We start from the raw sequence: 14,120 nt of genomic DNA on the forward strand, positions 1-14,120 counted from the left end.
TAGGATGACATTCGAGCAACTACAAGCGGAGATTCGTGCCAAACGATTCAAACCTCTCTATCTTTTGATGGGGGAAGAGCCTTATTATATTGACGAGTTGACAAACTTGTTGATGAATACGGTATTACCCGAAGAAGAAAGAGACTTTAATCAGATTATCATGTATGGTCGTGATACGGATGTACGTAGTCTGATAACTACTGCACGAGGTTTTCCGATGATGTCGGAATATCAGCTGATAGTAGTAAAAGAAGCTCAGGATGTTAGTAAATTGGAAGAGTTAGCTATTTATGCACAAAATCCACTGAATAGTACAATTCTCGTCTTGAATTACAAAGGAGGATTGTTGGATAAACGTAAAAAACTTTATGGCGAGATAAATAAACATGGTGTCGTATTCGAGTCGAACAAAGTTCCCGAATACAAGATGCCCGCTTTTGTTACTTCTTATATTCAATCGAAAGGATTGAGTATTGATAGTAAAGCTTCGCAGATGTTGACTGACTACTTGGGTAACGATCTGAAGAAGTTTACCAATGAGGTTGATAAGCTGTTGATAGCTATGCCTCCTAATACAAGGCAGGTTACGGCCGAACTGATTGAGTTGAATATCGGAATCAGTAAAGATTATAATAACTTCGAGTTGTTGAAAGCTATTGTAGAGCGTGATGTTTTGAAGATGAACAAGATTGCTGATTATTTCGAGAAGAATCCCAAAAATAATCCATTGATTCTAACGTTGACAGTCTTATTTAATTATTTCAGTAACTTGATGATCTGTTATTGGGCAAAAGATAAGACCGAACAAGGCTTGGCTGCAGAGCTAGGGTTACGCAGTACTTTTCAGGCTCGCGATTATGTTACTGGCGTACGTAACTACAATGCATTCAAATGCATGGAAATTATTAGTTTGCTTCGGACTTATGATGCAAAAGGAAAAGGCTTCGGAAATATTTCGGTTTCGGATGGCGAATTGCTGAAGGAGCTATTATATAAAATAGCGCATTAAACAAACTCGTCAGGCAGATTTACCAAATAAAGTTTCCCGCTAGCACGTGTGATAGCAGTATATAGCCAGCGGTAGAAATTGACACCTAGAAATTCCTGAGGAACATAGCCCATATCCAAAAAAACATTCTTCCATTCTCCACCTTGTGCCTTGTGGCATGTTACGGCATAGGCGAATTTTACTTGTACAGCATTGAAGAAAGGATCGACTTTCATCTTTTTCATTTTTGCAGCTTTAGTCGAATAATCGCTGTAATCCTCCAATACGTTATAGAACAGTTCTTGCGATCGTTCACGACTCAAGCCTGCACTTTCTGATGTAAGCGTGTCGAGTAGTATTTTTATCTCAAGTTCGGTGTCGTAATCAACGCTTCTGACAAGAACGTCGGCGAAACGGAATCCATATAATTCCTGCTGTTTTCGGATGCGTAAGACTTCTAGAATTTCACCATTAGCCAGAAATTCAATATCCTTAATCTCTTCGGTCCAGAAGTAATTATTCTTCGTTATCATCAGCAGATCACCGGTTGATAATTCTTCTTCACGCCAAAGAATTCGATTCCGTACTCCTTGATTGTATATATTTGCACGTTTATTCGATCTGGAAATGATCATTGTATTTTCGATACCATCGCGATCATATGCCGAACCTATTTCGTCAATTAATTCTTCGCCCGAAACTTTGACTATATCATCAAAGCCATTTAAACGTAATTTAGGATAATCGTCAGTAGTTTCTTCGTGCAGTGCAGTACGGATATTCGTAGCATTAAATAATATTCCCGAACTTTCGGCCTGACGGACAATCTGAGTTAAAAATGTTTCGGTAACATTCAGTCCATAGCCCTCAAGAACGGGGCTTTGAAGTGCCGGACTATCTTCTTGCATGACTGGCGGTAACTGAGCTGTATCGCCAATAAGAAGCAGACGGCAGTTTTCGCCTGAATAGATATAATGAATTAAATCGTCAAGTAACCGTCCCGTTCCAAAAACAGACGAATCCAATCCATCGTTGCTGATCATAGAGGCCTCGTCTACGATGAAAAGTGTATCCTTGTGTAGATTGTCCATAATGCTGAAACTACCTACATCTTCAGAGAATTTTCGTTGACGATAAATCTTCTTATGTATTGTGAAAGCCGGATGATTAGCATAAGCCGAAAAGACTTTTGCGGCACGACCAGTCGGAGCCAATAAGACGGTTTTCTGTTTAAATTCGGTCATTGTTTTGACCAATGCTCCAAGTAAAGATGATTTCCCCGTTCCGGCATAACCTTTCAGAAGAAATACCAGTTCATCCTTTTGCGTAAATAAAAACTCAACAATCTGCTCCAATACCAGACTCTGGTCTGCTGTCGGTTCGAATGGAAAGTTTTGCTTTATTTTTTCAAGGAAGAATTTCTGGATCATCTGTCTAGTCGTCAATTTTTAATGCTTAGACAAAAGTAGCAGATAAAAATATCTTTTGCTACATTTGCACAAACAAAAGAAGTAAAGCATGTTTATCCCCGAAACGATTGATCTTGGTAAATCTGAAAATTATAATCTTGTTATCCGTATTAAAGATGATGAGTTTATGTTCTCTATTGCCGATGCCGAACATCCCGACAATCGTTTTGTGAGTGGAACCGAGTTCTCTCAGGATACATTGTTGTCAAACATTCAGCGAATAATATTCGATTTTAATTTTCTAACTCAGGAATTTCGGTCAGTTTCAGTGATTTTTGTAACACCTCAATATACAATAGTTCCAGATAAATATTTCGAGGAAAAAGAACGTTTGGATATGTACAATGCCGTAAGCTCGGTTGAGGCTAAATCGGTGCTAAGTTGTGCAAATAAAAGTCAATCAAGTCATACGATTTTTGCAGTCGAAAAAGAGTTGTGCGAATTTCTTAAAAGAAGTCTGTGCGGACCTGAGTTTGTTCACCATATAAGCCCTCTGTGTGAATTGTTCAGCCAGCAAACTTCCGGAAAAATTACATCGCGACGTATGTATGTAAATTATCATTCAGGCCTTATGGATGTGATTTGTGTTTCGGATAATAGTGTAGAACATAGCTTGACATACAAAGAACAGAATATCAGAACTCAGCTTTATTTTATACTTAAATTGTGGGAGCAGTGTGGATTGGATCAGTCAGACGATCAATTGTATATTATCGGCGATCGTCCAGCAATGGTTGATGACGTACTGAGTACGTATATAGAGAAAATATGTCATTTCGATAAATTTGATACACTCTTCTTTCCTAATCTTGGAGGTAAACAAGTTCCTGTTGATTTATTAGCATTATGAGAATTATAAGTGGAAAATATGGTGGTCGTCGGTTCAATCCGCCACCTTCGTTCAAAGCAAGACCGACAACCGATTTTGCAAAAGAAAATCTATTCAATGTTCTGAATAATGAGATAGATTGGGAGGATGTTGAAGCGCTTGATCTTTTTGGTGGAACTGGAAGTATTAGTTTCGAATTGGCTTCACGCGGTTGCAAGTATGTGACTTGTGTCGAAAAACAATTTTCTCATGCTGCTTTTATCGAAAAAGTACAAGAGCAATTGAAGATTGATAATATGAAGGTGTTCAAGATGGATGTGTTTAAATATCTATCTTTCTGTAAAGATCAGTTCGATCTTATTTTTGCCGATCCACCTTACGATCTGAAAAACTTTGCAGATGTGCCTCGCTTAATTTTGGAAAAGGATATGATAAAAGACGGAGGCCTTTTTATTCTTGAGCATTCTAAAGATTATGATTTTTCTTCATATCCGTCGTTTCGCGAGAGGCGTGAATACGGAAGTGTAAATTTTAGTATTTTCGAGAAATAATTTACCTTTGCAAGACAACACCTCATGGTAGGTGTTTTTATTTTGTTAATAAGTACTGAACAAAGAATATCATAATTATCTGAGATGATTTATACGGAAAATAAAATGAACGAAACTACCAAACGCGGTAGTATTGAGGTTGTTTGTGGATCGATGTTTTCGGGTAAGACCGAAGAATTACTTCGCCGTATGAAGCGTGCTCAGATTGCTAAACAGGTTGTTGAGATTTTCAAACCTTCTATTGATGTGCGTTATTCGGATTGTGAAGTCGTTTCGCACGATAAGAATTCGATACCATCTACTCCGGTAGAACATTCAAGCAATATATTATTATTATCATCCAACGTTGAGGTTGTAGGAATAGACGAAGCGCAGTTTTTCGACGAAGGCTTAGTTGGTGTATGTCAACAATTGGCCGATGAAGGTATTCGTGTTATAGTTGCAGGGCTTGATATGGATTTTAAACGTACTCCTTTTGGACCTATGCCCGGACTTTGTGCTATAGCAGATGATGTGATGAAAGTTCATGCAATATGCGTTCGTTGTGGTTGTCTGGCAAATTATTCACATCGATTGGTAGCTAATGATAAGCAAGTAATGTTAGGAGAACTTGAGGAATATCAGCCTCTGTGTCGTTCATGTTATAATGCTGCGCATCGATCTGATAAATAACTGATATTAATTTGTTTCAAGTAATTTCTTTATCAGGCTATCCATTTTGTTGATTGCATTATTCCAGTCGAATTGTTGAGCCACTATATTTCCTCGTTTGGCTAAATCTATTCGTGCATCATTGTTCTTAATTAATCTTATGATTTCCTCGGCCATTGCTTTAGGATTGCCGGCTTCAACAAACGTTGCAGCATTTCCTTCTGGTGATCTGTAATGCTGATGTCCCTCAATGTCTGTACATACTACAGCGCAGCCGCATAATAGAGCTTCTAGTATTACCAGACTGAATCCTTCGTTAAAGCTGTTGGTTATGAAGATTGAATTACGATTATATAATTCAGGTAAATCGCTTGGGTTGCGATGAAACTTCATCCATCCTGGTAAATCCTCAGGCTGTGGGCAAATACCGAATAGTTCCACTTCTAATTGAGGTATATGCTCTTTTACTAATCGAAGTGCTTCAACTCCATATTTCGAACCTTTAATTTCTTGGATGGAATACACCATTGCTATAGAGAACGGATTTCTTTTTTCGACGGGTTGTCTAATTTTGAATATATCACTGTCTACAGCATTGTGTATAATATAAGTTTCTTTTTTGGTATGTTGATTAATTATGTTTGCAAGATAATTGGCAACTACTACATTTGTTACATCTTTCATGTCATAAGATTTGAATAAAAGCTCCTCATGCCCCTCCCAATTCTCGAAGCCTTGTATCAAGTTTATTTTCTTGCCTTTTTCTTTCGAAAGATTTCCCATTTCTTGGGCAGTTGCCCACCAAGTCGCAAGTGAAACATCAGCATCAGCGATATATTTATCCTTAACGGATGGAATGTATGACATGGTGATTCGTTTATCGAAATCAAACCACTTATTTCTTCTAAATCCTTCAATGAAAGTCAATATATATCTACACAAATATGGCAATCTATAATTCATAAAAGGAGTTTCGATAGGATAGTATAGGTGTACATCATAGCCTATGCGAACAAGTCTGTTTGCATATTCATACATTATTTTAAATCCCCCAGCAGGTCTGCGTGGCTTGAATGGCAAAATGAAGTTTATTTTCTTATTTATTTTTCTTGATTGCATGAAGGATATTGTTTCTGCTGTCTATTTTATTTGTATTTAGTTGTTTATGTCTTTTGTCTAACTGGGTTTAAGAATAAATATTCATCCCAATATTAGCATAGATACATAATCGTCTTTGTCTTTTTGTTTCTTATGTAAATGTAGTATAGATAAATTGTATATATATACACTGAAATATGAAAAAGTTTTTTTCAATCGGTTTGCTTGTTTTATAATATTTATTTATATTTGCACTGTTTGTGTTAAGGTTGGAAAGTCAGCGATGTGATATTGCGGGCTTTTCTGCTTTTATAGGGTTTCGTTCTTCTTCACAAACGATCTTTTTCTTTAAATATCAATTGCCTTTTTGCTTATTGTACTCTTCGGATGGGATGTATATATCGATTGTATTGGAACTAGATTCTTCACTAATAATTTCTGCTCTATTATTTCCTTTTGCTATTTCGATTTCGTTTCGTTGATATTCTTCATTTGGAATATATATATCAATGATAGATTTATTTCGAAGTTTAGATAGTTCTGAAATTTCTTGCTTACTAACTTTTGCTGTGATCTCTTCTTCGATGTTGAAAGGGGTAATATTTACAGATAAATATTTCTTTTTAGCCTGATAGTTATTTTTCTTTATTGACGCTTTGTGCTCTTTGTAAAAATCATCAGGAACAAATATATTGATGATAGCTACGGTTTTCTTCGAATCCATTGCAGATAAGCCTTGGCTAGTGGAGTGTGGATTGCTAAGGTCGAATACCATATATCCGCCAATTCCAAATACAATTACTGCAACTATTGAAGCTACTCTGATAAATAGATTGCTATTGCTCGATTGTTTGCTCTTTGATTGAATCTGCTTCTGTAGCTTACTTATGTTTGCACTGTGGTTCCCTTTTACAGAGTCATATCCTTCCAGAGCTTCGTAAGTGAAAATATCGCGTAAAGCATCTTTCTCGATGCGGTTGGCATCGCGTCCCTTCCTGATTCCTTGTATGTAATCTAATAGGTTCATATTTTTAGATGTTTTTCTACACAAATTTTTAAATTTCGTTTTCCATTTTGAAGGAAACTTTTGACACTCTTAAGGTTAAATCCAGTCTCTGTAGCTATGTCTGCATATGATTTGTCTTCGTAGAAGAACATTTTTATAGTTATTCGTTGTGGCTCTGGAAGATGTTTTATGCAGTTGTTTAGAGCCGATTCTTTTTCTTTGTCTAGAGTTTCTTCGCTTAATAGATCCAAAATTTCGTCAGATTCCATAATATTCGAGTCGAAATCTACAAGAATTTCTTTTTTATTGTCACGTAGAATCTGGAAACAGTGGTTTCTGGCAACGCTATACATCCAATTTTTGAAGTTGCTTATTTCGTATGTTTCAATCTTAGAAGAAAGATTCTCGAATATGTCGATGACTGCATCTTGAGCAAGAGCCTCGCTTTTTAGATATTTTAGGCACAAACCATATATTAGTGGAATATATCGTTCGTAGAGCTGTCCAAAATACGGTTGACTTTTCCCGTTTCTTATCAACTCTAGCAGCTCATCATCCGTGAGCTCTTGTTTATGTTTACTAAATAAGCGCAATTAAAATTCTTTTTACAAATCTAAGCATTTTATTCAAATATTTTGATTGGATGGAATGTTAGATCTTAGTTGATGGTTGTAAACTTATTTTTCTTAAAATTGAAAAGGCCCAAACAGTAAAGCTTGGGCCTTTTCAATTTATTTTTGTCGTTGTAGTTATTTTGCTCTAAATGTAACTTTAAAACTAAGCATTGGCCAGACCTTTACCCATTTAAAGTATTTATCAATATTAATAGCAGGGCTTCTATAATCTACTGGAGCTCTGCGACCTCCTTGACGAATTTCATCAGTTGCAAGTATTAAAGCTCCAAGTTCGAAGCGATACCCCCAGTCATTTTTATATTTTGGAATTGCTCGCCCATAACCTATACCTAGGTAAGGTTTTACTATTTCTCCTAATCTGATTGTTGCATTAAGTTGTCCCCCGTCAATATTCAAGCGTTGATTTCTTAATACTAGAGTTGGCCATTCTCCTTTTGGATCTATCAGTTCAGAGCGTTCGTTAGTGCCAGGTTTTACTAGATATCCTTCAGCTTTTATATCTGTGATACCTACATAAAGTCCTCCCGAAATAAAAAAGTTTTTAAATTTATTTGGATAGTAGTCTACCACGACATGTCCTGTAAATACTTGAGGTTTGAATTTCACGTCATAGTCGGGATGATAGCCAACTTCTCTTCGCAATATATCATCTTTTACTGCAATTTGATCACTTAAACCAATACTTTTGGGAAAGAAATCAATTCCTGAGCGTATCATGAAATGATCACTGAGTGCCGTAGAAGCCTCAAGTCCAATCCCCATTGTAGATACATTGGCTGACAGAACAATTTGGTTAAGAAATATATGCTTTCTACGATCAAACCATCTTTGTTGTTTTTGTTGAGCTGAAAGTGTTATGCTAAAGAATAATGATGCGCAAAAAGATATAAGTATCGTTGTATAAATTTTTTTCATATGCACACAGTAAGAGACGATGTAATTTTTAAAAGTTTGTTAAAGAGTGCTGCAGTAATATACTATGTTAAGATATAATATAAAATGTTAGGCTGCAAAGTTAAATCTTATTTTTATATATAAGCAAAAATAATATTATTTTTTTAATTATTCCTAACGGGGCTGCCCTATTATTGGTTGAATAATAACTGTTTGTGTTTTATTGCGTTGCGTTGATGGAAAATTCTGAAAGTTTGTTTAGTATAAACGTAACAGCCATACAATTTTTGTACGGCTGTTACGTTGGTTATTTATTCATTATTGATTAGCTTGAATAGTTCTTCCGCTGCAGCCCGAGGTCCGTCTTTAGACTTTCCATCTATAGCTAAAGATGTGTATATTTCTCCTATCTTAACATTTGCTTCTTGCATATCTTTGAAGTATGAACGAACTAAGGTTTCGGTTTTAGCTTGTTCTTGTACAGGGCCAAAAGGGTTTGCAAAGTATGAATGAACCAGACCAGTTTCACTTGTTGTGCCTTTTGCTTTACGTGTTCCCGCTTCGAATACTTCGATTGCTTTGTTTAAGTCATCAAAGAATAAGATTTTCTTGTCAGATTCTGTGTAATTGTTAGCGTATAGCATAAGGTCAACTTTATAACCTTTCGAGATGACTTCGTATGTCGAAATCGGAATAGTCACACGCGCATTTACCTTGTCCGGATTGGTGAAGATACCTCTATCCATCTGCTCGTATGCGTATGCTGGATCAAGATCATCGATACGGACAAATGCTCCGATCTCTGTTCCGTATCCTTTTATTGTTCCGTCTTCCTCTTTGGTCAAGTAGCCCATGTCATCAAATACTACACGCATATGACGGATGTAGCTATCGTTCAGCATACGAAACGCTTCGAGGCTTTCAGATTTACCTGCGCCGCTATCCCCCATGATGACAATGTTTGATTCTGATCCGTTCTTAAGAACGATATTTACCATTGCTCCGTGTATAGGAAGTCTGTTTTTCTCGATTTGCTTAACATTGTGAAGTGTCAACAACATTTTCTTCATATATCCGAAGTAGTCGATCTCGTCACAATGATTAGCATAACCGATCAGTATGTCGTTTTTCTTATCCTTGTAATAGAATGTACGTTTCTCCTCATCACCATCAGGATATCCGAATACGTAGATAATATCCGGTTTTTTACCGATATATTCGTTTTCGGTTGCTATTTCAAACAGATTGGATAGTGAAATTCCGTGTACCATAAAGTCGCGGTGGAAATACACGAATGTAAGCATATTACCAACTTTGACCGGAAATGCAAACCAATCGTCTTCGTTCAAAATGATATTCGTTAACGGATTTTGTTTGTATTCTTGGAACAATCCCGAACGGGTATTCATTTTTGTGTATGATATGAATGGCGGTTGAATGATGACCTTACTGATGAATGGTATTCCTGCCAATCCTTTGTACTCTACAGGGCAGTTCCAATTCACGTCGTTAAGAGTAATTCCGGCACATGCTCCGGCTGTGCTTTGACGATATATACGTGTAGGATGTTCGTTTACGGTTTCTTGTATACGACGTGCTGTTGCAAGTATCAGCTCATTGAACATTGTATTTGCAGGGATGAAACGTGTGCTCTGAATACCATCGCTGATACGATTGCTATGTACAATTGCATAACGTTCCAAACGTTTCCAGTATGCAAGAAGTAGTTCGGTAATCTCGATAAACAAGTCTTTGTCTTCAAAGAATATTGCGAAATTTTTATTGACCTGTATTACTTCTTTGATGTTGAAAACGGTAAGAAGCTTGAAAACCTCGATCAATGAGTTAGTCAGATTTTCTTCTGTCTTGAACGTTTCGAGATAGTAGTTATATATGACGATTTCTTCTTTTTTAAGGACTTGTCTGATGAAGGATTCGATTACACGGCGGAAGCCATAACTGTTGAGCAGTTTTTGTTTAGTATCACAGTACTTCAGAGTGTAATTAATCATTGCCTTTCCGTTGGAAAGTGTAAATTCATGTAGCATAATGCGTATCTATTTTACGGTAATTATTCTAAAGAAATGACCAGTAGGCCAAAAACCAAGCAAAGATAGTAAAAAAAGCCTTTTTGAAGTATTTTATTACTCATATTTTGCTAAGGATGTGGATTGTTGTGGTATTTCAAAATAAATATAGAAAAATGTTTATATGGATTATTAAGTTTTCTAGCAGATAAAAAATATACCGGTCTGAAACCGGTATATTTTTATTCGAAATTGATGTTATAGTCTGATGCCTAGTATCTGTGCTGCAACATCACCCGTAATATTTTGGTATTCGCCCAATTTCCATTTACGAGAATTGAGCCTGTCGCGAACACGATCGATCGCTTCTTTGCCTAAATTGTAGTCAGACAAACGTGTTTTAACGCCTAAAGATTCAAAGAAACGCTCTACATCTCGTACGGTACGATCAATTATTTCTTTCTCGTTGTGAGTCGTTATGCCAAATACATTTTTACCTAAACGAATGATCTTTTTGGCTTTCTGCTCTTTAAGAACCGTCATAACTCCGGGAAGAATGATAGCTAATGTTTGCGCATGATCCAGACCATAGAATGCTGTTAGTTCGTGACCAATCATGTGTGTAGCCCAGTCTTCATCAGTTCCGCAAGCTATCCAGCCGTTCAGAGCCCAGCTCGAAGCCCACATCAGATTTGCTCGTGCATTGTAATCCTGAGGGTCGCGTAAGGCTTTTGGTCCTTCTTCAATCAAAAGTTTTAGTAGAGATTCGGCCCAATAATCTTGCATATTTGTGTCTTCGTCCGAAGCCACCAGATATTGTTCCATAACATGTACAAATGCGTCGACTACTCCGTTGCCGATTTGTCTTGCAGGGAGGGTATAAGTTACTTCTGGGTCGAGAACTGAAAATTGAGGAAATACTTTTGCGGAGTGAAAAGCTAATTTTTCTTCACTTGAGACGCGTGTAATAACAGCGCCACTATTCATCTCCGAACCGGTAGCCGATAGAGTAAGGATTGTTCCGTATGGAAGAGCTTTTTTTACTTTCTCGTTTTTAGCAAGAATATTCCAAGGGTCTTCGCCTTCGTAGCATGCAGCTGCAACAATAAATTTTGTAGCGTCTATAACCGATCCGCCGCCTACGGCAAGAATATAGGTGATGCCTTTTTCTTTAATCAGTTCTACTGCTTTCATGCAAGTTTCGTAATGAGGGTTTGGCTCAATACCACTAAACTCATGTACTTCGAAATTAGCAAGAGCTTTTATCGTCTGATCGTAAACTCCATTCTGTTTTATACTACCACCACCATAAATGATGAGCACTTTGCTTTTTGCCGGTATTTCTTTCGATATTTCTTTGATCGTATCCTTTCCAAAGATAATCTTTACGGGATTTTGATAGCTGAAATTTTTCATATGGAATTTTCTTATTGGTTATTCTACCTAACGAAGTTAGTAAAACTTTCGATGAATAATGGATAAGTAGTATTAAAAAGTGATTTTAAAATTCGGCTCTCAGTTTGATGTTTAGCTGACGTCCAGTCATATAATTGGGTACGGCGTACTGGTCGTTGTGTACATCGGAAATCCAATAGTAGGTATTCACGTTTTTCATATCGAAGAGGTTGAATACATCTAAGCCGAGCCATATGTTGCGAAATGCTCCAAGTATAGGCGATTCCTTGCGCGATGGAAAATCTTCTCCCAGTAATTGCCATGCAGCACCTATGTCTACACGTTTATATGCATTTGATCGAAAATAGCCACTGTCGAAGTTTTTGTACGGAGCGCTGACTGGTAGCCCTTGCGAAAAATATCCTATGACAGATAAAGTCAATCGGTCGTATCCCGGCATGTAGTCTTGTAGATAAACTGAGAGATTGTAGCGCTGATCGTTTGGTAACGGAACTTTTTTACCGTTAATTTCTTGTTCGGTTTTCATTAATGAGAAGCTTACCCAGCTGTCTGTACCAGGTATTAATTCTCCGTAAAGTTTCAGATCCAATCCCATGCTGTATCCCTTCCCTATGTTATCGCCCTGATAGCGGATCTTTACATTGTTGATGATATATGGATTGATGTTAGACAGATGTTTATAATATACTTCGGTTGTTAGTTTAAATGGGCGGTCGCTTGCTTTGAAATAGTAATCGTTACCCGCTACAAAATGGATAGATCGCTGAGATTTAATGTTCTCATTTAGTTTCATTGTATTGTTACCATCCGTGCTATGTATCTGCAATATCTCTTTGTAAAACGGCGATTGGTAATATAGACCGGTTGCAAATCGAAAAGCCAACTGATCGTTTGATGAAGGTAAGAAGCTGACCGATGCACGAGGACTTATCAAAAACTCTTTATTGTAATCCCAATACGAGGCACGTACTCCGGCATTTAGGATGAATGTTCCTGCTGATATATCGAGAAGAAAATTGTCTTGAACAAAAGCACTGTATCGCGAAGTATTGAGTTTGTTTTTCGATTTCAGATTCCAGTAAACACGAACTTTATCATCTATGTTGGGTAAAGAATATCCCGACGAATCGCGCATTTCCCATTCCGATATGCGATCATTTATCTTTTCTTGCTGATATGTCAATCCCCATTTCAGAGAGTGTTTGCCCGTTTGATAACTACCATTATGGCTGATTGCGTATACTTCGGATTTCAGTTTGTTACGTGCGTGTTCCATATACGTGCCGATACCTTTCAGCTCATCGTTAGCATCAGTTAATCGGTATTGTCCTTGGATATCGTATGATTCCCGTTCGTCAGACGAAAAAGTTTTTCCTGTAAATCCTAAACGCAGCTTGTCAGTTATCTGTCCCTTAATGCTTAATGCAGCATGATAGTTTACAAATTTGTCACGCTCCCATCCGTTGAAGTATACTTTATATTGCATAGGATTGTCAAGTAGGCCGAATTTAGTGTCTCGGGTCTTAGGTGTGAATTTATAGCTGTCGTAAGCGTAATTTCCAAGAAAAGAAGCTTCCCATTTTGGGCTTAGATCGTATGTAATATATGTTTGCACATCCATGAAAGATGGATCGTATTCGGCATTTGTATCGTTGCTTTTTAGCAGAGAACGATTTGTCTTGTATCTGATACCGGTTATCTGAGAAAAATTGCCGGTTTTGTTCCCTAAGTATGCACTTCCTCCCAACAAGCTGCCCGATACAGCACCTTCGAATTTACGAGGAGCTTTGTATTTTATATCAAGTACGGATGAGGATTTATCTCCATATTCAGCTCCATATCCACCCGATGAAAAGCCGACTTTGTCAACCATATCCGAATTGATAAAACTAAGACCTTCTTGCTGTCCAGATCTGACGAGAAGAGGCTTGTATATTTCAAAGCCGTTCACATAAACCATGTTTTCGTCAAAGTTTCCTCCCCGAACTGAATATTGAGAACTCAATTCGCTGGTTGAGCTAACACCAGCTAATGTCGCAATCAAAGCTTCAATATTTCCGCCCGATGAAGAGGGTAATAGTGCTGCTCCCGATAGTTTTAGCTGCTCCATCGCATTTGTCTGTCGGCGGGTCGCGTTGATACTTACGGGAGCTAATTCTTTGTCGCTCTGTTTTAATATAACATCTACCTTGAAATCATCTTTTGGCTTGCCGATAAATACATCGGCTTTTTGATATCCCAAAATAGAGAATCGGATAGTTATGCTGTCGGTTGTGCTAATATAGAAGTTGAAACTCCCATCTTTGTCGGAAATACTGCTATTTTCTTTTTCTAGCACTGAAACAGTGACATGCTCCAGCGGCTGATGGAGTTCGTTGTATACTTTACCGTGTATTCTGATTTGTTGTGCGTAGAGTAAAGTTGGTATAAATAATAGAATGAATAAAAAAGCTTTTTTTGACATTAGTCGCAATCTTAAAGTAATAACAGTTATAACAAAAGTAAAATATATTTCGTTATAACTGTTATTTAGTGGGTGTGCTTAATATCAAAAAT

General features: G+C 37.2%; 12 protein-coding genes. 4 read left to right on the top strand and 8 right to left on the bottom strand.

The features are described 5' to 3' along the window. Positions 1 to 4: 4 nt before the first annotated feature. Positions 5 to 1,009: a DNA polymerase III subunit delta gene (gene holA / locus C1A06_RS07735; RefSeq protein ID WP_101689670.1), complete on the top strand. Its 1,005-nt coding sequence runs from the start codon at positions 5 to 7 to the stop codon at positions 1,007 to 1,009. Here the strand turns inward: holA and C1A06_RS07740 are convergent. Further along, a complete protein-coding gene (locus tag C1A06_RS07740) occupies positions 1,006 to 2,418 on the bottom strand; it encodes an ATP-dependent DNA helicase (protein ID WP_101689671.1) in 1,413 nt (470 codons plus the stop codon). The genes holA and C1A06_RS07740 overlap by 4 nt on opposite strands. 88 nt (positions 2,419 to 2,506) lie before the next feature. Between C1A06_RS07740 and C1A06_RS07745 the strand changes: the two genes are divergently transcribed. The 3 genes from C1A06_RS07745 (at position 2,507) to C1A06_RS07755 (ending at position 4,509) form a co-directional block, all read left to right on the top strand. Further along, on the top strand, positions 2,507 to 3,307 hold the full coding sequence (locus tag C1A06_RS07745; RefSeq protein WP_101689672.1) for a DUF3822 family protein: 801 nt from the start codon (positions 2,507 to 2,509) through the stop codon (positions 3,305 to 3,307). After that, positions 3,304 to 3,837: an RsmD family RNA methyltransferase gene (locus tag C1A06_RS07750; RefSeq protein WP_101689673.1), complete on the top strand. Its 534-nt coding sequence runs from the start codon at positions 3,304 to 3,306 to the stop codon at positions 3,835 to 3,837. The genes C1A06_RS07745 and C1A06_RS07750 overlap by 4 nt, the downstream gene beginning before the upstream one ends. A gap of 84 nt (positions 3,838 to 3,921) precedes the next feature. Next, positions 3,922 to 4,509, top strand: a complete 588-nt coding sequence (locus C1A06_RS07755; protein ID WP_101689674.1) for a thymidine kinase — start codon at positions 3,922 to 3,924, stop codon at positions 4,507 to 4,509. A gap of 6 nt (positions 4,510 to 4,515) precedes the next feature. On the opposite strand, the gene C1A06_RS07760 is transcribed toward C1A06_RS07755, so the two are convergent. The 7 genes from C1A06_RS07760 to C1A06_RS07790 form a co-directional block, all read right to left on the bottom strand. Next, positions 4,516 to 5,607 carry a glycosyltransferase family 4 protein gene (locus tag C1A06_RS07760; RefSeq protein ID WP_101689675.1) on the bottom strand — a complete coding sequence of 364 codons (1,092 nt, stop codon included), beginning with the start codon at positions 5,605 to 5,607 and terminating at the stop codon, positions 4,516 to 4,518. Between the two features lie 334 nt (positions 5,608 to 5,941). After that, positions 5,942 to 6,613, bottom strand: coding sequence for a hypothetical protein (locus tag C1A06_RS07765; RefSeq protein WP_101689676.1), 672 nt, complete (start codon positions 6,611 to 6,613; stop codon positions 5,942 to 5,944). Next, positions 6,610 to 7,185, bottom strand: coding sequence for an RNA polymerase sigma factor (locus tag C1A06_RS07770; protein ID WP_101689677.1), 576 nt, complete (start codon positions 7,183 to 7,185; stop codon positions 6,610 to 6,612). The genes C1A06_RS07765 and C1A06_RS07770 overlap by 4 nt, the downstream gene beginning before the upstream one ends. 156 nt (positions 7,186 to 7,341) lie before the next feature. Continuing rightward, positions 7,342 to 8,142, bottom strand: coding sequence for a hypothetical protein (locus C1A06_RS07775; RefSeq protein ID WP_101689678.1), 801 nt, complete (start codon positions 8,140 to 8,142; stop codon positions 7,342 to 7,344). Between the two features lie 290 nt (positions 8,143 to 8,432). Continuing rightward, positions 8,433 to 10,169 (bottom strand): phosphoenolpyruvate carboxykinase (ATP), encoded by a 1,737-nt coding sequence (locus tag C1A06_RS07780; RefSeq protein ID WP_101689679.1) that lies wholly within the window; start codon positions 10,167 to 10,169, stop codon positions 8,433 to 8,435. Positions 10,170 to 10,406: 237 nt separating this feature from the next. Further along, complete coding sequence (locus tag C1A06_RS07785; protein WP_101689680.1) at positions 10,407 to 11,564, bottom strand: iron-containing alcohol dehydrogenase; 1,158 nt, start codon at positions 11,562 to 11,564, stop codon at positions 10,407 to 10,409. An 85-nt stretch (positions 11,565 to 11,649) separates the two neighbouring features. Further along, positions 11,650 to 14,028 carry a TonB-dependent receptor gene (locus C1A06_RS07790; protein WP_185116830.1) on the bottom strand — a complete coding sequence of 793 codons (2,379 nt, stop codon included), beginning with the start codon at positions 14,026 to 14,028 and terminating at the stop codon, positions 11,650 to 11,652. Positions 14,029 to 14,120: the final 92 nt, after the last annotated feature.

This window comes from Dysgonomonas massiliensis (genome assembly GCF_900240225.1).
GTDB classification, from domain to species: Bacteria; Bacteroidota; Bacteroidia; order Bacteroidales; family Dysgonomonadaceae; genus Dysgonomonas; species Dysgonomonas massiliensis.